This is a genomic window from Nitrospirota bacterium (assembly GCA_013388455.1).
GTDB lineage: Bacteria > Nitrospirota > Thermodesulfovibrionia > Thermodesulfovibrionales > SM23-35 > JACAFF01.
The window spans coordinates 39429-63159 of sequence record JACAFF010000008.1 but is presented as its reverse complement, the minus strand read 5'-3'; the positions used below and the strand labels follow the sequence as shown (position 1 = coordinate 63159).

Below are 23731 nucleotides of genomic sequence, written 5' to 3'. Positions count from 1 at the left end.
TTCAAATTATTCTTTTAATTTTATTATAAACATTTTCCTTGACATTGTAACCATTTTTTTAAATAATATAGTCACTTTTTAAAAATAATGAAGTTACAATATATGACCTCTGTCGGCATTAAAGAGCTCAAAGCAAAACTAAGCAGCTATATTGATAAGGTTGGCAAAAATGATCAAGTTGTCATCACTGAACACGGGAGGGAAGTTGCGGTTATTGTTCCTATATCAAAAGAAAGAAAAGCAATAAGAGCTTTGATAGATTCTGGCAGGGCACAGTGGTCTGGAAGTAAGCCAAAAGGACTTAATGGTATCAAAATAAAAGGTAAACCATTGTCAGAGACAATAATTGAAGGAAGGCTATGATACTATATTTAGGCACAAGCAGTCTTGTAAAATTTTACGTCGAGGAAAAATACTCTGATATTCTCAGACAGTGGGTCAACCTTGCTGAAATCGTAGCAACATGCCGCCTATCATATACAGAAGTAATATCTGCACTTGACTCACGGTTGAAGGCTCATGACATTTCGAAAAATGATTATGACCTGATCGTAAAACAATTTTCACATGACTGGCTTCATTTTGCGATTATTGATTTTGATGAACGGGAAGCAAGCAATTTAGTAAAAAAACACGGCTTAAGACGTTTCGATGCTATTCATCTCTCCGCAGCAAAGCTAATACAGAAAGAGCGAAAGGATATCACAATTTTTTTCTCGTCTGCTGTCAAAAAACTCTGCAGAGCTGCAACCTCCGAAGGGCTGCATGTTCTCAATTACAGTTAATTAAGTTTTTATTATCAGGTATTAAAGGGAGGTGAAAATGTCAGATTTTTATCAAACAGGCGTTGTTGCAACGTTTCACAGACTTGGAGCTATAAACCTCGAAAAAACAGAATCAGAACTAATGAAACATGCAGAGAAAAGACCGATTGCACTTGTCCTTCCTTCTCTTTATAGTGAAATTGAGGGTTATGCCTTAAAGAAAATAGTTAAAGAATTACAACATATACAATACATTAATGAAATTGTCGTTACGCTTGGCCCTGCATCTGAGAAAGAATTTAAGGCTGCAAAAGCATTTTTTTCTGTTCTTCCTCAGAAAACACAGGTGCTCTGGAATACAGGGAAAAGATTAAACAGGATATACAGAGCCATTAAGGATGCTGAACTTCCTATCGGTGAGCCGGGGAAAGGCAGATCAGCATGGATGGCTTATGGTTATATACTGTCTCATCAAAAATTTCATGCTATAGCATTACATGACTGTGATATTTTCACATATAGCAGAGAAATGCTCGCACGGTTATGTTATCCTGTTGTTAATCCAAATCTCGATTATGACTTTTGCAAGGGATTTTACAGCAGGATAACTGATAAAATGCATGGGAGGGTAACAAGGCTTCTTGTCACCCCCCTGATAAGAGCACTCATAAAAATTATTGGTTATCATCCACTCCTAGTATTTTTTGATAGTTTTAGATATCCTCTTGCAGGAGAGTTTTCTATGGATATTGACCTTGCACGCGTCAATAGAATACCGGGAGATTGGGGATTGGAAATAGGTGTGCTTGCAGAGGTATACAGGAACACATCGTCTCGCAGAGTATGCCAGGTTGATATTGCTGAAAATTATGAACATAAACATCAAAAACTATCACCTGAAGATGCAAGCAAGGGTTTGCATAAAATGTGCGTGGATATCTGTAAAACATTGTTCAGGACCCTCGCATCAGAAGGAATAGTTTTTTCAGAAGGTTTTTTTAAAACTCTGGTAGCAACCTATGTAAGAACGGCACAGGATATGCTAAAAAGATATGAGGATGATGCTGCCATAAATGGTCTTTATTTCGATCGGCATGAAGAAAGTCTCGGGGTTGAAACATTCACAAGTGGGATAAAGAAAGCGGCTGAAATAATAACTGAAGATCCCCTTGGTGTCCCGTTGATCGCAAGTTGGGATAGAGTAACTTCAGCAATACCTGATATACTCAATAAAATAAAGGATGCAGTTGAAGAAGATAATAGCTAATTTACTAAGAGGCGCTGTATGAAAAAATTTCTTGTACTATGCTTTTTTTATTATAGCATTTCTGATAATTCAAGGTAACATGAGCATACAAAAACAAAGCGTAAAAACGGATGTTATAGAAAAGAAATGCCATCGTGAAATCTATCACATATTCAAAAAATATCAGCTTGATTTCAGAATTCAAAAGTTTTAAAACTGAGATGTATATGTATATTGCGTCAGCAAGAAATACAGATTTTGCACTGGCTCATCAGTAAAACAGAATACCGAAGACATTCAGGTATTAATCAAAACAACAGGAGGAATTAATGAATACTCATTTAGAAAAAATACTTATTCCTTCCGCCATTGCTATCACTACTGCAGTAATACTGCTAATAATCAGGAATTTTGCATTCAGATTACTCCATATATGGGCAGAGAAATCAGAGACAAGAATTGATAACATTATCATTAAATCCTTAAAAACACCTTCTCTCTACTGGTGTCTCGCTATTGGTTTATATATTGGGGCCGAAGTTTCTGAAATTTCTCCTAAGTATGTTTTCTATCTTAGCAGGATTATTCATATATTTGTAATATTATCAATAACTATTGCAGTAGCTAATCTTACAGGAAAGATATTCAGAAATTATATCCAGAAATTAAATCTACCAATTCCTACAACAGGTCTTGCCCATGCAATATTGAAAGGCACAATATTGATTATAGGATTTTTGATTATATTGAGCATTCTTGGTGTATCTATTACGCCTTTAATTACAGCACTTGGTGTAGGTGGACTTGCAGTAGCTCTTGCTCTTCAGGATACCTTAGCTAATCTGTTTGCAGGAATCCATATACTTATGGAAAAGTCTATCAGGGTTGGAGATTTTGTAAAGCTTGAGACAGAACAGGAAGGTTATGTCGAGGATATAACATGGAGAACTACTCGAATAAGGATGCTACCAAATAATATTGTAGTAATTCCTAACAGCAAACTCTCACAAAGTGTCGTGATAAACTACTATCTGCCCGAAAAAAGGATGTCTCTATTGATTCCCATCGGCGTAAGTTATTCATCGGATCCTGAAAAGGTCGAAAAAATACTAATTGAAGAGGCTAAAAAAGCAATAGGTGAGATACCGGGTTTACTCGGAGAACCTGAACCATTTGCTCGCTTTATTCCTGGATTTGGTGATAGTTCACTTGATTTTACACTCATATGTCAGGTTCAGGAATTTGTTGACCAATATCTTGTGCAACACGAACTGAGGAAAAGAATTTTCAAAAGATTTAAAGAGGAAGGTATCGAAATACCATTTCCTCATAGAACAGTGTACTTGAGAGAGGAGAAAGAGTGGTAGAAAAAATAGAACCTTTTGAATTCAGACAATGTGTAAGCATCTTGATATCAACAGGCAAAAAAGCCAAAGACCTGCATGAATTAAGAAATATGATTGCAACCATCAGTGATGAAAGTATTTTTCATCACACCTACCAATATTTTTTAAAAGGTCATATTCTCGAATACACAAATGACTTTGCTCACTGGGTAGGTGAGAGTCTTGAAGAAAGAGCACTGGCTGAACATCTTTCTAATATAGATCCATATGAATTTAAAGATATTAAGGATTTAAGGGAAAAGATAATACTTGTGATAGATGAGTATCTTAAAAAATTTCCTGAACCCAGAATGGCGGTATCGGGTGATGAGTTCTTTTTTAATGAAACGATAACAATTGTTTTTTCTGTAGGTATAAGAGCTAAAAATCTTGCAGAGTTTCTTGCCGCGATAAAGTTTATTGATACAGGTTGTATATATTACCACTTTTATGAGGCAAGAATGAGACTCGGGGGTGGGATTGATGACTTTTCGAGATGGATTGAGGATGCATTCGAAAAAAAAGAATTAGCGCACAAAATAAGAGGTATAGATCCCTTTATGCATAATATAGAGGAAATCAGGGAACATCTTCTCAAAGCAGTAGAAGAAGAAGTAAGGAAAGATATGGAGGTTATTGATAGGTGTTTAACCAATATTTAGGTATCTCACCCAAAAGCGACCTCTTACTTATACAGATGCTTGGTGCAAAAATGAACGGCAAATCTTTTCTTCACGTAAATTCTACCCGTGAAGGTGGTGGAGTAGCTGAGATACTTCAAAGGATGATACCTATTCTGAACGAGCTTGGAATTGATGCGAGGTGGGAAGTCATAGAAGGTGACCCAAGATTTTTTGAAATAACAAAAAAAATTCATAATGCCTTACAGGGCAGAATAGAAGATATTACCGAAGAGATGTGGAATTATCACTTCGAGGTGAATAAAAAAAATGCAGAAAAGATAGATTTAAAAGCTGATGCGATACTAATACATGATCCTCAACCGGTTGCACTTATTGAGTTTAAAAAAGATGGTTTGTGGTTTTGGAGATGTCATATTGACTTATCTAAGCCTCAGGAAAATGTTAGTGATTATCTATGCAAATACTGTAAGAAATACAACGCTGCGGTCTTTTCTGTCTCAAAATTTGCCAGATTATTAGATATAAAAGAATTTATAGTTCCGCCTTCAATTGACCCAATAAGCGAAAAAAATCGAGAGTTATCAGAAGATGAAATAGAAGAGACATTAAATAAATTTCAGATTCCAAGAGATAAACCGATTATTCTTCAGGTATCCAGATTTGACAGATTTAAAGATCCTATCGGTGTGATTAAAGCTTATAGAATGGTAAAGAAATATAATGATTGTATTCTTATCCTTGCAGGTAGCCCTGCAACTGATGATCCTGAAGGAGAAATAGTTTTAAATGAGGTTAAAGAATACGCAGAAAATGAACCTGATATATTTATTTTATTATTGCCACCTTTCAGTGATAAGGATATAAATGCGCTTCAAAGATCTGCGACTGTAGTTCTTCAAAAATCCCTAAAGGAGGGCTTTGGACTTACTGTCTCAGAGGCAATGTGGAAGGGTAAACCAGTAATAGGCAGCGCTGTGGGGGGCATCCCTCTTCAGATAACTCATGGTATCACCGGATTTCTCGTTCACTCAGTCGAAGGTACAGCCTTCAGAATAAGGCAGCTTCTGAATGATCCTGATATGTCACTAAGGATTGGAGAAAATGCCAGAGAATATGTCAGAAAAAATTTCCTTATCACGCGTCAGATTAGAGATTATCTGTCAATCTGGTATGCATTGGAAAACAAAGGCAAAAGTGTCCTCGAACTATAAAGAATGAGGTTAATTTATGAGAAAATCTACCACTAAAATGATTGATGAACTCAGATTATTCTGGAAGCATTATGTATTTCAGAGTTTTTTTGCTACTCTTACAATGTTCATAGTGCTTTTATTTTTAAACTTACAACATGTAGTAATAATAGCATCAATAGGTGCTACCACTTTTATCATTTTTGCAATGCCGAATTATATTACTGCCAAACCGAGAAATGTTATAGGAGGTCATCTGGTCGGCCTTTTTTCAGGATCTTTATGTGCTTTAATTCCACACCCGTCATTTATCTATTCTATTCTTATATATTCACTTGCTGTAGGGATTTCTATTTTTTTGATGGTAGTTATAGACACAGAACATCCGCCTGCATCAGGCACTGCTTTAAGCGTTGCAATTACTGGTTTTTCTCTAAGTACTGCAATTTTTATAATAGTAAGTGTTTTAGTGCTATCTCTTATTCATCATTTCTTTAAACCATATCTCAAAGATTTAACATAAAATTATTGATAGTAAACAAGAAATGCAGATATTGCTCAAAAAATTATTTAACTCGATGAATTTAATAAATTATTTTGTTTTTTAAAGGATAAATATCGATGGAGATAAAAATCGCTGCTCAATATCTCGGGGATGGAAGATGCAAGTTTATTCTTTGGGCACCTTTTTTAAAAAATGTTCAATTAAAAATAGTATCTCCTGAAAAGTGCCTCATTCAGATGGAGAAAGACAGCAAAGGTTATTGGAAGAAAATTGTAGAGGGAATTACACCTGGGACTTTATATTTTTACTTTCTGAATGAGCAGATAAAAAGGCCTGATCCTGCCTCAAACTATCAGCCTCAAGGTGTGCACGGTCCTTCTCAAGTGGTTGATCACAAATCCTTTAATTGGGAGGACGAAAGATGGAGAGGGATACCTCTTTCTGAAATGATAATCTATGAATTACATGTGGGTACATTTACGCCTGAAGGCACATTCGATGCCATTATAACACGGTTACCTGACATAAAGGATACAGGTATAAATGTCATTGAGATAATGCCTGTAGCTCAGTTCCCCGGTAATAGAAACTGGGGATATGATGGTTCATATCCTTTTGCAGTACAGAATTCATACGGAGGACCTGTTGGTCTAAAAAGGCTTGTTAATGAATGTCACAAGATGGGAATGGCTGTTATTCTTGATGTCGTTTATAATCATCTTGGACCTGAAGGAAATTACTTAGGGGATTATGGACCATATTTTACTGATAGATATAAAACACAATGGGGTATGGCAATCAATTTTGATGGAGCTTATAGTAACGAGGTGCGGAATTTTTTTATAGAGAATGCATTACATTGGTTTAGAAATTACCATATAGATGGTTTGAGGATCGATGCTGTTCATGGTATCTCAGATTTGAGTGCTAAACCATTTTTACAGGAACTTGCAGAAAAAGTAGAAGAGTTTTCATCTCACCAAGGGAGAAAATTTTATCTAATTGCTGAAAGCGATCTAAATGATTCAAAGGTCATTAAACCTAAGGAAGTTGGTGGGTATGGTTTTGATGCTCAATGGTGTGATGATTTTCACCACGCCTTGCATTCCCTTGTTACGAACGAAACAAATGGGTACTATATCGATTTTGGGAACATAGGTCATCTAAAAAAATCAATAAAAGAGGGGTTTGTTTATTCAGGACAATATTCTGAATACAGAAAAAGAAATCACGGCAATTCATCAAAGGAAAGACCGTCATCTCAGTTTGTTGTTTTTTCACAAAATCATGATCAAATAGGAAATAGAATGTTCGGAGAAAGATTGTCGAATCTCGTTTCATTCGAATCGTTGAAGCTTATCGCCGCTACATTTCTCCTTTCACCCTATATCCCGCTTCTTTTTATGGGTGAAGAATATGGAGAAGATGCCCCCTTTTTATATTTTGTAAGCCATTCGGATAAAGATTTAATACAGGCTGTGAGAAAAGGACGAAAAGAAGAATTTAAAGCCTTCGAATGGAAGGGCGAGCCTCCCGATCCTCAAAGCGTGGAGACTTTTATGAACTCCAAAATAAATTGGGAAAAAAGAAATAAAGGCAAATATAATGTATTACTTAATTTTTATAAATCGCTTATAAGGCTAAGAAAGGAGATCCCAGCCTTTTCGAATCTTGATCGTGAATCACTCGATGTTTATGAATTCGGAGAGGAGAAACTTTTACTGATCAGGAGGTGGAAGGAAGAAAGTCATATATTTATAATGCTAAATTTTGAAGAGGATGATAGAAAGATTAACTTTTGTTTGCCTGAAGGAATATGGAAAAAGATTTTAGATTCTTCTGAGAGCATCTGGAGCGGCCCGGGGACGTTACTTCCTGAAAGACTCATCAAACATTCTGAAATAATTTTGAGAGGGCAGAGTGTGGCGGTATATTTGAGATTAATTTAATTATGGAAAGATATATATGCATACATGGACATTTCTACCAGCCACCGAGAGAAAATCCATGGCTTGAAGCAATAGAAATTCAGGACTCAGCATATCCTTACCATGACTGGAACGAAAGAATCATTGCGGAGTGTTATGCCCCAAACTCTGCGGCCAGAAAATTAGATTACGAAGGTAGGATACTTGACATTGTTAGCAATTATTCAAGAATAAGCTTCAACTTTGGACCAACTCTTCTTTTATGGATGGAAAATAATAAATCTGAAATTTATGAAGCGATTCTTGAAGCAGATAGACAGAGCTTGGAATGGCGTTCAGGACATGGCAATGCGATCGCACAAGCTTATAACCATCTTATTATGCCTTTAGCTAATTCAAGAGATAAGAGAACACAGGTAATATGGGGTATAAAAGATTTTACATATAGATTTAAACGTTTTCCCGAAGGGATGTGGTTACCAGAGACTGCAGTAGACATCGAAACACTTGAAATCTTAGCTGAGTTAGGGATTAAATTTACAATTCTTGCTCCACGACAGGCGTCTCTTGTAAGGAAGATAGGAACAGGAAGATGGAGGGATGTTAGCAATTCGAGGATAGATCCAACCATACCTCACTTATGCAGGCTTCCTTCTGGGCGAAACATATGTATTTTTTTTATGATGGTCCGATTTCACGGGCTGTAGCTTTTGAAAATCTTCTTAAAAGGGGAGAAAATTTTGCACATCGACTCCTTTCAGGTTTTTCTGATTCACGAGATTGGCCACAGATTCTTAGTATTGCGACTGATGGAGAGACTTATGGTCATCATCAAAAATTTGGAGACATGGCACTTGCATATGCTCTTAATTATATAGAAAAGAATGGAATGGCAAGACTCACAAATTATGGTGAATACCTCGAAAAATATCAGCCGACTCATGAGGTCCAGATTTTCGAGAATTCTTCATGGAGTTGTATCCATGGGATAGAACAATGGCGGAATGAATGCGGATGTAATTCAGGAGGTCATCCCGGATGGCATCAGTCATGGAGGGAACCTCTACGAGAAGCGTTTGATTGGCTGAGGGACCGCTTATCTTTTATTTTCGAAAATCTTGCTCCCCGGTATTTTAAAGATCCTTGGAAAGCGAGAGATGACTATATTTCTATCATTTTAGATCGCTCTGAAATTTCTATAAAGAGATTTTTTATAGAACATGCTATAAGAAATCTCTCAAATGAAGAGTGCATTAATGCTCTAAAGTTACTCGAGATGCAGAGACATGCAATGTTAATGTATACAAGTTGCGGATGGTTTTTTGACGAGATCTCAGGGATTGAGACTGTTCAGATACTACAATATGCTGGAAGGGCAATACAGCTCTCAGAGGAACTATTTGCCGATAACTTGGAAAATACATTTAAAGCCAGACTTGCTCAGGCAAAAAGCAATATTCCTGAACACGAAAATGGAGCAGTTATTTATAAGAAATTTGTTAAACCGGCAATAATAGACCTTAAAAAAGTTGCCGCCCACTATGCTATCAGTTCACTCTTCGAAGATTATATTGAAGAAATCACTATTGATAGTTATACAGTATCCAAAGACGATTATCAGAGATTGCATGCAGGTAGCATTAAACTCGCTATTGGCAAAGTCTCTGTTGCATCGAAAATCACAAGAGAAAGCGAAAATATCAGTTTCTGCGTATTGCACTTCGGCGGCCATGCCCTTAACGGCGGCGTCCGTATTTTTCTTGGAGAAGAGGCATATCATTCAATGAAAAATGAGATTATAAAAACATTCGAAAAAGGTGATTTCGCTGACATTGTCAGACTTATGAATCAACACTTTGGCATGCACAATTATTCTCTTTTCAATCTCTTCAGGGATCAGCAGCGTATTATTCTCAACTCCCTGATAAGTAAAACGCTTGAAGAGTTTGAGAATGCATATCGGCTTATGTATGAAAATAACAAAATCCTCATGGGCTATCTATTGGAAACAGGGATGCCTGTGAATAAGGCATTTTATTCTGCGGCGGAATTCATTTTAAACGCCGATCTTAAGAGGTCTTTTATCGAAGAAGAGATAGATGTAGATAGAATACAGAATTTAATAAATGAGATGAAAAAATGGAATGTCCCTCTTGATACGATTGATATTGAGTTTGCTGTAAGGAGAAGGCTCGAAATGCTCGTGGAAGATTTCTACAGAAATCCATTCGATTTGGAATTGCTTATAAAGCTTCAGAGGATGTTGGAGTTAACCAGATTACTGCCTCTGAAAGTAATTTACTGGGAAATTCAGAATATATACTATAAAATTGTAACAGCTTACTATAAGGATTCTGTCGCAAAATCCGGAGAAGGTGATGATAATGCCATCAAATGGCTTAAAAACTTCAAATACATAGGTGAAATGCTTTTCTTCAATATACAATCAATACTTCAACAGGACTGAACAGGAGGATTAATTGGGGAAAGAGAATCTCTTACTGCCAAGAATCCCAATCTCGACATATCGTTTGCAGTTCAATAAAAATTTCAGATTTACAGATGCGAAAAACATTGTTAGTTATCTTCACACACTGGGCATAACCGATATTTATGCATCACCATACCTGATGGCCAAGGAAGGCAGCCTTCATGGATATGATATCGTTGACCACACAAGACTGAATCCCGAGATAGGCATAGAAAAAGAATATTATGAATTTGCCGGCGAACTCAAAAAGTATGAGATGGGGCAGATACTTGATATTGTCCCGAATCATATGTGCATAGCGAGTAAAGATAACTTATGGTGGATGGATGTGTTAGAAAATGGTCCAAGCTCAATTTACGCTGATTACTTTGATATTGACTGGTCTCCATTAAAAAAAGAACTAAATAATAAACTGCTTTTACCGATTTTGGGTGATCAGTATGGAAATGTCTTAGAAGCACAGGAATTTAGATTAACCTTTGAAGAAGGATCTTTTTTTCTTTATTATTATGACAATAAATTTCCTATTATTCCCAAGACATACATTTTTATTCTAAAACAGAGAATTGATGAACTTGAATCTACTCTATCACCGGATAATGCTTATTTCGAAGAACTTCTAAGCATCTTAACAGCGCTCGATCATTTACCGCCTTATACAGAGACAGATCCCGAAAAGATTGCCGAAAGATACAGAGAAAAAGAGATAATTAAAAAAAGATTGTGGACATTATATACTGAAAGTCCTGAAATTAGAATGTTTATAGATGAAAATGTAAGCATTTTTAATGGGAGGAAAGGTGAACCAAGGAGTTTTGATCTCCTTGATGAACTTCTCAATATGCAGGCTTACAGACTTTCTTATTGGCGTGTGGCGACGGAGGAGATTAATTACAGAAGATTTTTCGATATAAACAGTCTTGCAGCGATAAGAGTAGAAAATCCACTCGTATTTGAAGACACACATAAATTTCTATTCAGACTTATTCAAGAAGGTAAGGTTACAGGATTGAGGGTTGATCATCCAGATGGCCTCTATGACCCCTCTGCATATTTTCAAAAGTTGCAGCGTAAGTGTTTTCTGCAAAAAAGACTGGGGTATTCAGAAATTATAAAAAATGAGACTTCACAAGCATACGATATGACAGATTTAGAAGAGAAAATACTTGCAGAGTATGATGAGACTATATTTAAAGATCCACAATATAAGCCGTTCTATGTAATAGGTGAGAAAATACTTTGTAAGGGCGAAAGGATGTCAGAAGATTGGCCTATTTTTAGCACTACTGGCTATGTCTTTTTAAACGCAGTGAACGGAATTTTTATAGATATGAATAGTGCAAAAGCGTTTGATGATATTTATTCAAAATTTATTAAATCAAGATTAAACTTTCAGGATGTTGTATATGAAAAGAAAAAATTAATTATGAAAGTGGCAATGTCAAGTGAGATAAATTCACTTGGTAATATACTCAATCGAATTTCTGAGAAGAATAGACATACAAGAGATTTCACCTTGAATAGTTTAACTAACGCTATTATAGAAGTGATAGCATTTTTCCCTGTATACAGAACATATATAAATTTGATGACGATTAAGGATAAGGATCGTCAATACATAGAGGCTGCGATATCGAAAGCAAAAAGAAATAACCCTGCTATAAGTACTTCAATTTTTGATTTTTTGAGGGATGTACTTTTACTCAAATTTCCTGATAATTTCGGGGATGAAGAAAAAAATGAATGGCTTGATTTCGTAATGAGATTTCAGAAAGTAACAGGTCCTGTAATGGCTAAAGGACTTGAAGATACTGCTTTTTATGTTTATAACCGATTGATTTCACTTAATGAGGTTGGAGGTAATCCTGACAAGTTCGGTATTTCGCTTGAGGCATTTCATGGTATGAATATAGAAAGGATGAAGTTTTGGCCACATGCATTGATTGCCTCTTCTACACATGATACTAAACGGAGTGAAGATGTGAGGGCAAGAATAAATGTTCTTTCTGAAATCCCGAGCGAGTGGAGAAAGCGACTTATTTCGTGGAGCCGGATGAATAAAAAGCTAAAGGTCATTGTAGATGGGCAGAGTGTGCCTGACCGCAACGAAGAATATCTTTTATATCAAACGCTGATAGGTGCATGGTCTTTAAAGGTTCAGCAGGAAACAGAATATGAGAATTTTAAAATGAGAATCAAAAATTATATGTTAAAGGCTATAAGGGAGGCAAAAGTCAACACGAGTTGGATAAATCCAAATACAATTTATGAGGATGCTGTGCAGATTTTTATTGATAGAATTATGGATAATAAATCAGAAAACCCTTTTATAAAAGATCTTTTAGAGTTTCAGAAGCTTATATCAAATTATGGTTTATACAATTCTCTTTCGCAGACTCTTCTGAAGATAACATCTCCGGGTATCCCAGATTTTTATCAGGGAACTGAACTCTGGGATTTCAGCCTTGCTGATCCTGATAATCGAAGACCTGTTGATTATAAAATAAGAAAAAAAATGCTGGATGAACTTAAAAAGCGAGAATCTGAAGTTTCTCTTTCGGACCTTGCAAGGGAGTTAACGATAAATAAAGAGGATGGCATGATAAAGCTTTATCTGATTTATAAGTCACTTAATTACCGCAGGAAAGAGAGTGATTTGTTCCAGAGAGGAGAATATTTACCTCTTGAAGTTATGGGTAAAAATTTTGATAATGTTTGTTCTTTTGCTCGAAGGCTGAAAAATAAAGAAATAATAATTGTCGTGCCAAGATATTTTACAAGATTGGTTAAAGAGGAACCTCCATTAGGTGAGATAATCTGGAAAGACACATTCGTAATAGTTCCGTTCGCTAAGGAAAATGTTAAGTATTACAATATATTTACAGGTGAAATTGTATCCGCTAAAAATTATGAAAATGCAATTAGCTTACATCTGTCGGAGGTATTTATGCATTTTCCTGTGGCCATAATGGAAAGGGTTTATGATTAATTATGGAAAGTGTTATTTTCAGAAAAGAGGTTAGCGAAGAAATCGAAAAAATTAAGAGTGCTGACCTACTTGTAGGGATACCGAGTTACAATAACGCACGCACTATTGGTCATGTTGTAAAAGCAGTGCAGGCAGGTCTGATGAAATATTTCCCTGATAGGAAAGCGGTTCTTGTGAATTCGGATGGAGGTTCAACTGATGGGACAATGGATATTGTAAAAAACACAAAAATCGAAGATCTTCAATCAGTGCTTTTACATCATAGAGTTGAACCTGTTTTTAAAATAACTACTCCTTATCATGGCATTCCAGGCAAGGGAAGTGCTTTTAGGACAATATTTGAGATAGCCAGCACTCTTGAAGTAAAAGCCTGTGCGGTTGTGGATTCTGATCTCAGAAGTATAACCCCCGAGTGGATTGAACTTTTGATTAAACCTGTGTTCGAAGGTAACTTCGATTATGTTGCACCCCTCTATTATAGACACAAGTATGACGGTACAATCACAAATAGTATAATTTATCCCCTAACAAGGGCATTATATGGAAAGCGGGTTAGACAACCTATAGGCGGTGATTTTGGTTTTTCAGGAGAATTGGCAAGGTTCTACCTTTCAAAGGAAGTCTGGGAAACGGATGTAGCAAAATACGGGATTGATATATGGATGACAACCACCGCGATAGCAAATAACTTCAGGATATGTCAGTCTTTTCTCGGTGCAAAGATCCACGACCCAAAAGATCCATCTGCTGATTTGAGCTCAATGTTATTTCAAGTTGTAGGAGCGACTTTAGATCTAATGGAGACTTATTCAGAAGTCTGGAAACAAGTTGTGGGATCAGAGCCTCTTCCAACCTTTGGATTCAGATATGATGTAGGGTTAGAACCAGTTTCTGTTAACCTCGAGAGAATGATCGAAAAATTCAGACTGGGTGTTAGAGAGTTAACAGATTTATGGAAGAAATTTCTCCCGACCGAAATATTGGATTTTCTTAATAAAGCAGCTACACTATCAGAAAAGGACTTTTGCTTGTCTGATGAAATCTGGGTAGATATAATTTACAATTTTGCCATTGCTTTTCATAAGAAAATTATGAACAAAGAGCATCTATTAAAATCACTTACACCTTTATATATCGGTAAAATTGCTTCGTTTGTAATAGAGGCATGGGATAGCACAGCCACAGAGGTTGAGGAGAAGATAGAAAAATTATGTTTGACTTTTGAGAAAAAGAAAAGTTTTCAGCTAACAAATTGGTAGTAAGAAAGGGGGTATTTCATGAAAGACCTTTTAGATAAAGTAATAGTCGTCCCGATAGAGAGATTTCTAAATAGACTTATTCAATTTTTACCGGACATACTTACTTCCTTATTCATATTTAGCATAGGTATAGTATTGGGGCTTATTTTTAAAAAAATTTTTTTAAGATTTTTCAACACAGTAAAAATGGATAGTTTTTCTGAAAGATATGGTTTTGTCGAGATGCTTAAAAAAGGTGGGATAAAAGAGCCTGTGTCAGTAATCATTTCAAAATTAATAGGATGGTTGACAATAGTTATTTTTTCTATTGTTGCACTTCGCACTCTTAATGTTCCCGCCATTGAACGAATACTCGAAAGCTTTTTCCTCTATGTGCCAAATATTTTTGTTGCAGCAATTATTCTCTTTGTTGGTTATTTACTGGGCAACTTTATAGGCCGTGCTGCTCTGATAGCTTCGGTAAATGCGGGTCTTAGGGTTTCAGGTTTAGTTGGTAGAGTCGTTAAATTGATTATTTTTCTTCTTGCTTTGACCATGGCACTTGAGCAACTTGGCATAGGCAGAGAGACAATTATCATAGCATTTGCAATAATTTTTGGAGGTGTGGTACTTGCACTTGCGATTGCATTCGGACTTGGTGGAAGGGATATAGCAAAAGATTATCTTGAGAAAAAACTAAAGGGTGAAGAAAATAAAGATGAGATAAGTCACCTTTAAACTAACGTAGAAGCAATATCTGCATTATTTGGGTTTAATTAGATACAGGCGGATCACCCAGCATTTATAAATATGAGAGACAACATATGAACTGGTATCAACTCAGCGTAAAAGAAATTTTTGAAAAACTTAAGTCCGAAGAAAATGGATTGACTGAATCGGAGGCTAAAGAGCGTCTGTTAAAACACGGTTTGAACAGGCTTGCCGAGGAAGCAAAGATAGATAAATTTAAAATATTCATACATCAATTTACCAGTCCTCTTATTTATATCCTCCTTATCGCAGGAATAGTCGCAATATTGCTCGGAGAATACATTGATTCAGGCGTCATTTTCGCAGTTGTTGTGCTCAATGCAATTATTGGTTTTATTCAAGAATATAAAGCAGAAGAAAGTGTCAGGGCATTGAAAAAAATGGTTGTCCCGAAGGCAAGGGTAATCAGGGAGGGAAGAGAAAAAGAGATAAATAGCGAAGATTTAGTTCCAGGGGATCTCGTTTTACTTGCCTCAGGCACTAAGGTTCCTGCTGATATTCGCCTTATTCATACAATTGAATTAAATGTGGATGAGGCAATGCTTACAGGGGAATCAATACCTGTAGTAAAGATCACCACACCTATAAAACAGGACAACCTGACTCCAGGTGATCAGAAAAATATGGCTTTCATGGGGACAATAGTTGTTAGCGGAAGGGCAAAAGGCATCGTCGTGGAGACCGGAGGTAAGACTATCCTTGGTGGTATCGCCCGTGAGGTCAAAGAAATCGGTGTTGTCAAGGCACCATTGCAGGAAAAGATACATAACTTCGCAAAAGCAATCGGCCTTATTGTTGTCATTGCTTCTGCATTTCTTTTTGTTGCAGGTCTGCTTATTGGTGAAAGCATTAAAGACATGTTTATGACCGCTGTTGCCGCTGCTGTGGCAACAATACCCGAAGGGCTCCCAATAGTAGTAACCATTGCCCTTGCAGTAGGTGTAGCAAGGATGGCACGGCAAAATGCTATCATCAGGAGGCTCCACGCAGTTGAAACACTCGGAAGCACAACTGTCATAGGCTCTGACAAGACCGGCACCCTCACGAAGAACGAGATGACAGTGAAGGTTATTTTTGACGGCGAGCATGCATACAGGATTACGGGTACAGGTTACGAACCAAAGGGGGAAATACTGCTTGCATGGGAAACTATCGAAGCTAGGGTTCTAAAAAATCTTCAGATGATTTTCAGGATAGGGTTACTCTGCAATGAAGCAAATCTTTATGAAGAGAATGGACAGTTTAAGATTGACGGAGACCCTACAGAGGGAGCTTTGATAGTATCTGCAATAAAAGCAGGGCTTAACCCTGAGGAAGAAAGAGAGCATTATCCTCAAACAGCAATAATTCCGTTTGAATCGGAACGAAGATACATGGCGACTCTTCACAGACATGGTACTAAAAAATTTATCTTTGTAAAAGGTGCCCCAGAGAAAATATTAGAGATGTGCACAAAATGTATGACAGGGGAAGGATTGAGAATAAAAGAAATATTAAACTATGCCCATCTTTTTGCAAAGGAAGGAATGCGGGTTCTTGGTATGGCTTATAAAGAGGTCCCTCCTCATACTGAAGAAATAACTCACCACGATGTCGAAGGACATCTTATTTTTGCCGGCATTCAGGGGATGATAGATCCACCGCGACCTGAAGTAATAGAGGCTATTAATGGGTGTAAAAAGGCAGGCATAAGGGTTGCTATGATAACAGGTGACCATGCAACCACTGCATCAGCTATAGCAAAGATGCTTGGTATTACAACTGAAGCGACAAAGGTTTTAACGGGGAAAGAAATAGAAGGTATGAGTGATGATGAGCTTTTCGAAAAAGTTAGGGATATTCAGGTTTTTGCAAGGGTTTCTCCGCAGCATAAATTAAGAATAGTCCAGCAATCAAAAAGGCATGGCGAGATCGTGGCTGTTACAGGTGATGGTGTAAATGATGCCCCGGCCCTGAAAGCTGCACACATAGGAATTGCGATGGGTCGAAGTGGCACCGATGTGGCAAAAGAAGCTGCGGATATGATATTAACAGACGATAATTTTACAAGTATTTTCAATGCCGTAAAAGAAGGTAGAATCGTCTTTGACAACATCCGTAAAGTGACATTTTTTCTTATTCCTACAGGTATTGCTGCAATTCTCTCTATACTCGGAACTATTATCTTAGGTCTTCCAATACCTTATGTGCCAGCTCAGCTTCTCTGGATAAACCTTGTAACAAACGGCCTGCAGGACGTTGCTCTTGCATTCGAGCCAGGAGAAAAAGACATTATTGAAAGACCTCCAAGAAATCCGAAAGAGGGAATAATGTCAAGGATACTGATTGATAGGACAATACTTGTAGCCTTTATCATTTCTGCCGGTGTAATTTATAACTTTATAAACGAGTTGAACGCAGGTGAGACCCTTGAAAAAGCGAGAACCGTTGCAGTAACAACCATGGTTTTTTGCCAGTTCTTCCAGGCATGGAACAGCCGTTCAGAATTAAAATCCATATTCCATATTAATCCTCTAAGCAACCCCTTCCTTTTTTACAGTATGATAACAGCATTCCTCGCTCAACTTTCGGTGATTTATGTGCCTGCACTTCAATGGGTATTCAGGACAGAACTGATTGCATTAAATGAATGGATTAACATACTAATAGTATCTATTACAGTGATTATAATAGTCGAAGTAGATAAATGGTACAGGAGAAATAAAAAGAAAATAAGATAAACAATAAAAATTACTTAAGGAGGAAAGTGTTATGAATGGTTTGGGTTTAAATAAATGTAAGATGTTGTTATATATTGTTACTCTTATTACACTATATTTACCATTATCAGCACAGGCTGATAACGATAAGGAACTTTCATCCGGTGGAACTATTTATATCCCTATTTATTCGAATATATATGCTGGACCTAAGGCTGTTCCACATCAACTTGCCACATTATTGAGCATACACAACATTGATCCAAAAAATTCTATCACAATTCTAAAGGCCGATTATTATGACTCAAATGGTCAATTCATCGAGAGCTATATCAAAAGTCCTATAAGCCTTAAACCGTTCCATCATACGTTCATTTATCTTAAGGAATATGACAAAAGAGGGGGGCCTGGCGCTAATTTCATTGTAAATTGGAGAGCAGATAAAAAAGTCAACCAACCTATTGTGGAAGCGCTGATATACGGTTCAAGAGCAGGTCTGTCTTTTACCTCTCATGGACGGACAATAACAGAATAAAGAATAAACGTAATATTTGATATTTTAATTTTACAGGATTCATGGAATACGATTTTTTAAAATCTCTCGAAGTTATATTTATTGCCTCTGCAGTAGTTATACTGCTTCTATATAAGTTGAAGGTCCCTTCACTTGTCGGGTTTATTGTTGCTGGTGTTATTATCGGTCCTTACGGTCTGGGAATCGTAAAAGACACACATTCAATTGAGATACTTGCAGAGATTGGGGTTATTCTTCTTCTCTTTACAATCGGCATTGAGTTTTCCATGACAAAACTCTTCAAGATCAAGAAAGCTGTTATAGGCGGTGGTGGGACACAGGTACTCCTTACAATATTGATATCAGCCTTTATTACATATTTGGCAATAAGGGACGTAAACAAATCCATTTTCTTCGGCTTTCTTTACGCCCTGAGCAGCACGGCAATAGTTTTAAAGTTACTGGCAGAAAAAGGGGAAATAGATTCTCCTCATGGTCAAACAATGGTAGGCATACTAATTTTTCAGGACCTCTGTATTGTCCCACTCATGATGCTTATCCCTGTACTCTCTGGGGATAAAATTGATTTTCTGGATATATCAATAAAAATAGGCAAAGCAGTATTGATTATAGGCATTGTACTTTTTGGCGCAAGATGGATAGTTCCAGCTTTACTCCACCAGGTCGTACGTGCAAGGAGCAGGGAACTATTTTTAACCACAATCATTCTTATCTGCCTCGGCATTGCACTTATTACTTCGAAATTCGGTCTTTCCCTTGCTCTCGGCGCCTTTCTTGCGGGCATTATCATATCCGAATCAGAGTATTCCCATCAGGCAATATCAGATATCCTGCCGTTTAAGGACAGCTTCATGGGTCTGTTTTTTGTCTCAATCGGCATGTTGATGAACACCGGATTTGTTTTTAATAACGCTATGAATATAGTCTCGGTTGTTCTGTTCATATCAGGTTTAAAAATAATAACAGGCACGGCCGCATCACTTTTTATCGGAAAGCCTTTCAGAACCTCCCTTTACACAGGGCTTGGTATTTCACAGATAGGAGAATTTTCTTTTGTCCTTGCTGTTGCAGGCAAAGCCTCAGGGCTTATAACTGATGAGCTTTATCAAATTTTTCTCTCATCATCTGTTATCACCATGATAGCAACTCCGTTCGTTCTTCAAATTGCTCCATCTGTTTCAGACTGGGTGTCAACGAAAAGTATCTTCGGAAAAATCATCAAATTCCAAAAAACTTACGAACATGAAGGGATTCCGAAAAGAAAACATGATCATGTAATCATCATCGGTTTTGGGCTGAATGGGAAAAATCTTGCAAAGGTATTAAAAGAGGCTGAAATACCCTATGTGGTACTCGAAATGAACAGCGATACGGTAAGGGATATGAAAAAGAAAGGAGAACCAATCTTCTACGGGGACGGAACAAGTCAGGCAATTCTTCGAAGACTCGGAATTAAAAGGGCACGTCTACTTGTAGTAGCCATATCAGATCCTGTTTCTACAAGGAGGATTATCTCTATCGCCAGACAGGAAAATCCTGATATCTATATAATTGTAAGAACCCGTTATGTGGCAGAAGTGGAAGATTTGAAAGAGCTGGGAGCTAATGAAGTTATACCTGAAGAATTTGAGACTTCTATCGAAATATTCTCAAGAGTTCTGCACAGATACAGTTTCCCGAGAAATATCATACTTGATATGATCGAAAAAGTAAGGAGTAATAGTTATACCGCCCTTAGGGATATAGAAGTTCCCAGAAGGCATCTCTTTGAAAAGTATGAGTGGCTTCCTGAGATTGAGATAGACGGTTTCAGGATTCCAGAGGGCTCTCATCTTAGTGAAAAAACAATAAAAGAATTACAGGTTCGTAGAAAGACTGGTGTCACAATTATTGCAGTAAAGAGAGAAAAGAATGTGTTTACGAATCCCGAGCCCGACTTTCTGCTCAAAGACCATGATTACATACTTTTTACCGGAGAGAGAAAGAGCATGAACACCGCATTGCAATTTTTTAAAGGTGCTGATTGATGTTGCCGTGGCTTGGGTTTATTGTTTGCACTTCAGTCATACTTTTTTCACGCACAAGACTTTCAAAATATGGAGATATAATAGCCGAAATAACAGAATTGGGACAGACGTTTGTTGGAAATATATTTATCACAAGTAAATTTTAACCATATTATCTGCACTCTCTGCTATTGCTATGACAACCACTGCAATAATAGGATTTACATAGCAGAAAAAACTCTTATTCATAGCATGGGATTCCCTCGGCATTGTAACATGTTATAGAAAAATGCAAATGAATAATGCATATGTTGTGAAAAAATTTATTTTCGAGTTAAAGAAATTTTTGAGCAATGTCTGCATTATTCGGGTTAACCTAATGTTACTCCTTAGTTTGAGATAAAAATATCTCTCCTGACATACAAAATTGTAGATAATTACAAATTTGTAGCATACCTTATCTTTATATTCCTATAAAAATCAATAAGTTAGAATTGGCATGTTTTTGGTAATAGATTACAGACAACAAAATGGGGTCACTAACTGAAAGATTGAAAGAAATCGAGAAGGAAGAAATATTAAATGCATTACTGGAATGCAAATGGGTCATGTCAAGGGCTGCAAAGAAATTAGGAATAACTGAAAGGATGATTGCATACAAGGTCAAAAAATACAATATCAGAAAGGAGGAGTTCAAGGTTAAAAGTTAAAAAGTTGAAGTTAAAAAACTATCAAGGAGGATAAGATGAAAATTTTAAAAATTTTAATTCTGGCATTAATGATCACTGTAATGATGGCAGGAAGTATTTGTGCTAAAGATATCAAAACATCAGGAAGCGCCTCAGTAGATGTCATGAGCAATTATGTATGGAGAGGACAGAAGTTGAGCAATAGCTGGGTAGTTCAGCCCTCGGTCGGAATTACTTATGGGGTCTTTGGAGTAAATATCTGGACCAATTATGATTCCGATTCGAAAATTGATGAAGGAGATGAACATGGTGAGTTTTCAGAAACCGACTTTACTTTGAGCTACACAAGATCAATCGATAAGTGGATTTTCGGAACTGGCTATATCTATTACGCCTTAAGCGGCACCAATGACACACAAGAGCTATATTTATCCGCAAGCTATGACACATTATTAAAACCGTCGGTGATTTTATATTACGACTTTGATGAAGGCCAGGGCGCTTTCATTATAGCATCAATCGGGCATTCTGTAGAAGTCCTGAAAGGAGTATCTCTTAATTTTGGAGCGTCTGCAAGCTATAACATAAACAACAAGGTCATGGGATATGATGAAAATGGAGATGATTTCAATAATTTTTATAATGCCGAACTTTCATCTTCAATGAATATACCTGTCTGGAAAGCAATTATGATTACACCGAAGATCGCTTATACATTCCCTATAAGCAATAACTCAGAGGATGCGATAGAGAGCTATAGCGATGATAAAGACAAAGACATCTTATACGGTGGCATCAATATAACTCTGAGCTTTTAAAGGAGCATAGGATGAAAAATATAATTGCATTAACAATATTAGCGCTGACTCTTATAAGCGGATGGGCCTTTGCTGAAGACTTGGTTAACCCTCCACACCTTCCAGCAGCTGAGCAGGCAAAGCCTGCTCAGTCTGCTCCTTTACCGGAAGCTGTAACAGCAGTTGAAGAAACACCGAAGATTGATACAGGGGACACTGCGTGGATGATTGTAGCCACAGCATTTGTTATGCTAATGACACTTCCGGGACTGGCACTATTTTATGGTGGTCTGGCTAAAAAGAAGGATACACTCAATACTATGGCTATGTCTTTTGTATCATACTGCATAGTTAGTTTTTTATGGGTCTTTTATGGGTACACTTTTACATTCGGTTCTGATATCAGAGGTATCATCGGAGCTCCCGAGAAAATTTTACTATCAGGTGTAGGAGTTGGCAGCCTTTCAATGACGGTTCCGGAATACATATTTATTGTATTCCAGATGACTTTCGCTGCTATAACTGTTGCACTTGCAAGCGGTGCATTCATCGAAAGGATTAAATTTTCTGCGTGGGTATTGTTCACAATACTCTGGATGACTTTAGTATATGTGCCTGTTGCCCACTGGGTATGGGGAGGGGGGTTCCTTGCAAAATTAGGTGCGCTCGATTTTGCAGGGGGGACAGTTGTCCATATCAATGCGGGTATTGCTGCCCTCATCGGTGCACTGGTTCTCGGCAAAAGACGTGAGGCATCTCTTAAACCGAGCAACCTGACCCTGGTTGTAACTGGCGCGGGTCTTCTCTGGTTCGGCTGGTTTGGATTCAATGCAGGATCTGCTGTTGCGGCAAACGGTATCGCAGGGATTGCTTTTATTAATACTAACACAGCAACAGCACTTGCTTCCATATCATGGATGCTAACAGAATGGATACATGCAAAGAAACCAACAGTTTTAGGTCTTGCCTCAGGTGCGGTTGCAGGACTTGTTTCAATAACACCTGCAGCAGGATTTGTAAATATCAAAGGTGCAATTATTATCGGAATACTTGCTGGCATGGTGCCATACTTCGCAGTTGCCAGTATAAAACCAAAACTCGGATATGATGATTCTCTTGATGCATTTGGTATTCATGGTGTCGGAGGGATACTCGGAGCATTACTGACAGGAATATTCGCAGATCCTTCAGTTAATGAACTTGGCGCAGGTCTTCTCTATGGGAATCCGATTCAGTTTCTAAAACAGTTTATAGCAGTAGTTATAACTATAATTTACAGCGGTGTAATAACATTGTTAATATTTGGTATTATTAAAATTACTGTCGGCATAAGAGTCGATTTAGAACACGAGATTACAGGACTTGACGAGAGTCAGCATGGCGAAAAGGCATATAGCCTGTAAAAAAGGACAGGAGGCAAAATGAAAAAGGTAGAAGCTATTATAAAACCCTTTAAACTTGATGAGGTAAAGGATGCATTGAACAACATCGGAATTCATGGAATGACAGTTACAGAGGTCAAGGGATTTGGAAGACAAAAAGGTCATATCGAAGTCTATCGAGGAACAGAGTATGAGGTAAATTTTATCCCGAAAATCAAAATAGAGATTGTAATTCCAGATACATTAAAGGACAAAGTAATTTCAACAATTATTGAGAAATCAAATACAGGCAGCATAGGAGATGGTAAAATTTTTATCTATTCTCTTGAGGATGTTATCAGAATAAGAACAGGTGAAAAAGGAGAAGAAGCTATCTAAAGCATTTAAAGAAATTCCTTTTTTCATGCGTAATGATGTTTGCTACAAAATTGTATTAACTACAAATTTGTAGCAAACATTTCCAAATTCCCGA

General features: G+C 37.1%; 18 protein-coding genes and 1 pseudogene. All 19 read left to right on the top strand.

Going from position 1 to position 23731, the window contains the following annotated elements; all coding sequences use genetic code 11:
• Positions 1-102: 102 nt before the first annotated feature.
• The 19 genes and pseudogenes from HXY53_03010 to HXY53_02920 all read left to right on the top strand — a co-directional run bounded on the left by HXY53_03010 (position 103) and on the right by HXY53_02920 (position 23637).
• Complete coding sequence (locus HXY53_03010) at positions 103-363, top strand: type II toxin-antitoxin system prevent-host-death family antitoxin (protein NWF75535.1); 261 nt, start codon at positions 103-105, stop codon at positions 361-363.
• Positions 360-785: a type II toxin-antitoxin system VapC family toxin gene (locus HXY53_03005; GenBank protein ID NWF75534.1), complete on the top strand. Its 426-nt coding sequence runs from the start codon at positions 360-362 to the stop codon at positions 783-785. Before HXY53_03010 ends, HXY53_03005 begins: the two co-directional genes overlap by 4 nt.
• Before the next feature lie 37 nt (positions 786-822).
• The gene (locus tag HXY53_03000; protein NWF75533.1) at positions 823-2031 is read left to right on the top strand and encodes a glycosyl transferase; all 1209 of its coding nucleotides are present in this window, start codon (positions 823-825) and stop codon (positions 2029-2031) included.
• A gap of 308 nt (positions 2032-2339) precedes the next feature.
• The gene (locus HXY53_02995) at positions 2340-3377 is read left to right on the top strand and encodes a mechanosensitive ion channel family protein (protein NWF75532.1); all 1038 of its coding nucleotides are present in this window, start codon (positions 2340-2342) and stop codon (positions 3375-3377) included.
• Positions 3371-4057: a hypothetical protein gene (locus HXY53_02990; GenBank protein ID NWF75531.1), complete on the top strand. Its 687-nt coding sequence runs from the start codon at positions 3371-3373 to the stop codon at positions 4055-4057. The genes HXY53_02995 and HXY53_02990 overlap by 7 nt, the downstream gene beginning before the upstream one ends.
• Before the next feature lie 35 nt (positions 4058-4092).
• Positions 4093-5250, top strand: a complete 1158-nt coding sequence (locus HXY53_02985; protein ID NWF75530.1) for a glycosyltransferase — start codon at positions 4093-4095, stop codon at positions 5248-5250.
• 16 nt (positions 5251-5266) lie between these two features.
• A complete protein-coding gene (locus tag HXY53_02980) occupies positions 5267-5752 on the top strand; it encodes an HPP family protein (GenBank protein NWF75529.1) in 486 nt (161 codons plus the stop codon).
• A gap of 104 nt (positions 5753-5856) precedes the next feature.
• On the top strand, positions 5857-7683 hold the full coding sequence (gene treZ / locus HXY53_02975) for a malto-oligosyltrehalose trehalohydrolase (GenBank protein ID NWF75528.1): 1827 nt from the start codon (positions 5857-5859) through the stop codon (positions 7681-7683).
• A 2-nt stretch (positions 7684-7685) separates the two neighbouring features.
• Positions 7686-10129 (top strand): annotated as a pseudogene (locus HXY53_02970) (DUF3536 domain-containing protein).
• A 13-nt stretch (positions 10130-10142) separates the two neighbouring features.
• Positions 10143-13142, top strand: a complete 3000-nt coding sequence (locus HXY53_02965) for a malto-oligosyltrehalose synthase (GenBank protein NWF75527.1) — start codon at positions 10143-10145, stop codon at positions 13140-13142.
• Between the two features lie 2 nt (positions 13143-13144).
• Complete coding sequence (locus HXY53_02960) at positions 13145-14401, top strand: glycosyltransferase (protein ID NWF75526.1); 1257 nt, start codon at positions 13145-13147, stop codon at positions 14399-14401.
• Between the two features lie 18 nt (positions 14402-14419).
• A complete protein-coding gene (locus HXY53_02955; GenBank protein NWF75525.1) occupies positions 14420-15118 on the top strand; it encodes a hypothetical protein in 699 nt (232 codons plus the stop codon).
• 86 nt (positions 15119-15204) lie between these two features.
• On the top strand, positions 15205-17871 hold the full coding sequence (locus tag HXY53_02950) for an HAD-IC family P-type ATPase (GenBank protein NWF75524.1): 2667 nt from the start codon (positions 15205-15207) through the stop codon (positions 17869-17871).
• Between the two features lie 61 nt (positions 17872-17932).
• Positions 17933-18385 carry a DUF3124 domain-containing protein gene (locus HXY53_02945; GenBank protein NWF75523.1) on the top strand — a complete coding sequence of 151 codons (453 nt, stop codon included), beginning with the start codon at positions 17933-17935 and terminating at the stop codon, positions 18383-18385.
• Positions 18386-18426: 41 nt separating this feature from the next.
• Positions 18427-20412, top strand: coding sequence for a cation:proton antiporter (locus HXY53_02940; protein NWF75522.1), 1986 nt, complete (start codon positions 18427-18429; stop codon positions 20410-20412).
• 530 nt (positions 20413-20942) lie between these two features.
• Positions 20943-21101: a hypothetical protein gene (locus HXY53_02935; GenBank protein NWF75521.1), complete on the top strand. Its 159-nt coding sequence runs from the start codon at positions 20943-20945 to the stop codon at positions 21099-21101.
• A 35-nt stretch (positions 21102-21136) separates the two neighbouring features.
• The gene (locus tag HXY53_02930; GenBank protein NWF75520.1) at positions 21137-21898 is read left to right on the top strand and encodes a hypothetical protein; all 762 of its coding nucleotides are present in this window, start codon (positions 21137-21139) and stop codon (positions 21896-21898) included.
• Positions 21899-21909: 11 nt separating this feature from the next.
• Positions 21910-23280: an ammonium transporter gene (locus HXY53_02925; protein ID NWF75519.1), complete on the top strand. Its 1371-nt coding sequence runs from the start codon at positions 21910-21912 to the stop codon at positions 23278-23280.
• Positions 23281-23298: 18 nt separating this feature from the next.
• Positions 23299-23637, top strand: coding sequence for a P-II family nitrogen regulator (locus HXY53_02920; protein ID NWF75518.1), 339 nt, complete (start codon positions 23299-23301; stop codon positions 23635-23637).
• Positions 23638-23731 lie beyond the last annotated feature (94 nt).

Bases quoted from the DNA above. Each gene is read 5' to 3' on its own strand.
- HXY53_03010 (NWF75535.1), top strand. From the start codon at position 103: ATGACCTCTGTCGGCATTAAAGAGCTCAAAGCAAAACTAAGCAGCTAT.
- HXY53_03005 (NWF75534.1), top strand. From the start codon at position 360: ATGATACTATATTTAGGCACAAGCAGTCTTGTAAAATTTTACGTCGAG.
- HXY53_03000 (NWF75533.1), top strand. From the start codon at position 823: ATGTCAGATTTTTATCAAACAGGCGTTGTTGCAACGTTTCACAGACTT.
- HXY53_02995 (NWF75532.1), top strand. From the start codon at position 2,340: ATGAATACTCATTTAGAAAAAATACTTATTCCTTCCGCCATTGCTATC.
- HXY53_02985 (NWF75530.1), top strand. From the start codon at position 4,093: ATGCTTGGTGCAAAAATGAACGGCAAATCTTTTCTTCACGTAAATTCT.
- HXY53_02980 (NWF75529.1), top strand. From the start codon at position 5,267: ATGAGAAAATCTACCACTAAAATGATTGATGAACTCAGATTATTCTGG.
- HXY53_02960 (NWF75526.1), top strand. From the start codon at position 13,145: ATGGAAAGTGTTATTTTCAGAAAAGAGGTTAGCGAAGAAATCGAAAAA.
- HXY53_02955 (NWF75525.1), top strand. From the start codon at position 14,420: ATGAAAGACCTTTTAGATAAAGTAATAGTCGTCCCGATAGAGAGATTT.
- HXY53_02950 (NWF75524.1), top strand. From the start codon at position 15,205: ATGAACTGGTATCAACTCAGCGTAAAAGAAATTTTTGAAAAACTTAAG.
- HXY53_02945 (NWF75523.1), top strand. From the start codon at position 17,933: ATGTTGTTATATATTGTTACTCTTATTACACTATATTTACCATTATCA.
- HXY53_02940 (NWF75522.1), top strand. From the start codon at position 18,427: ATGGAATACGATTTTTTAAAATCTCTCGAAGTTATATTTATTGCCTCT.
- HXY53_02930 (NWF75520.1), top strand. From the start codon at position 21,137: ATGAAAATTTTAAAAATTTTAATTCTGGCATTAATGATCACTGTAATG.
- HXY53_02925 (NWF75519.1), top strand. From the start codon at position 21,910: ATGAAAAATATAATTGCATTAACAATATTAGCGCTGACTCTTATAAGC.
- HXY53_02920 (NWF75518.1), top strand. From the start codon at position 23,299: ATGAAAAAGGTAGAAGCTATTATAAAACCCTTTAAACTTGATGAGGTA.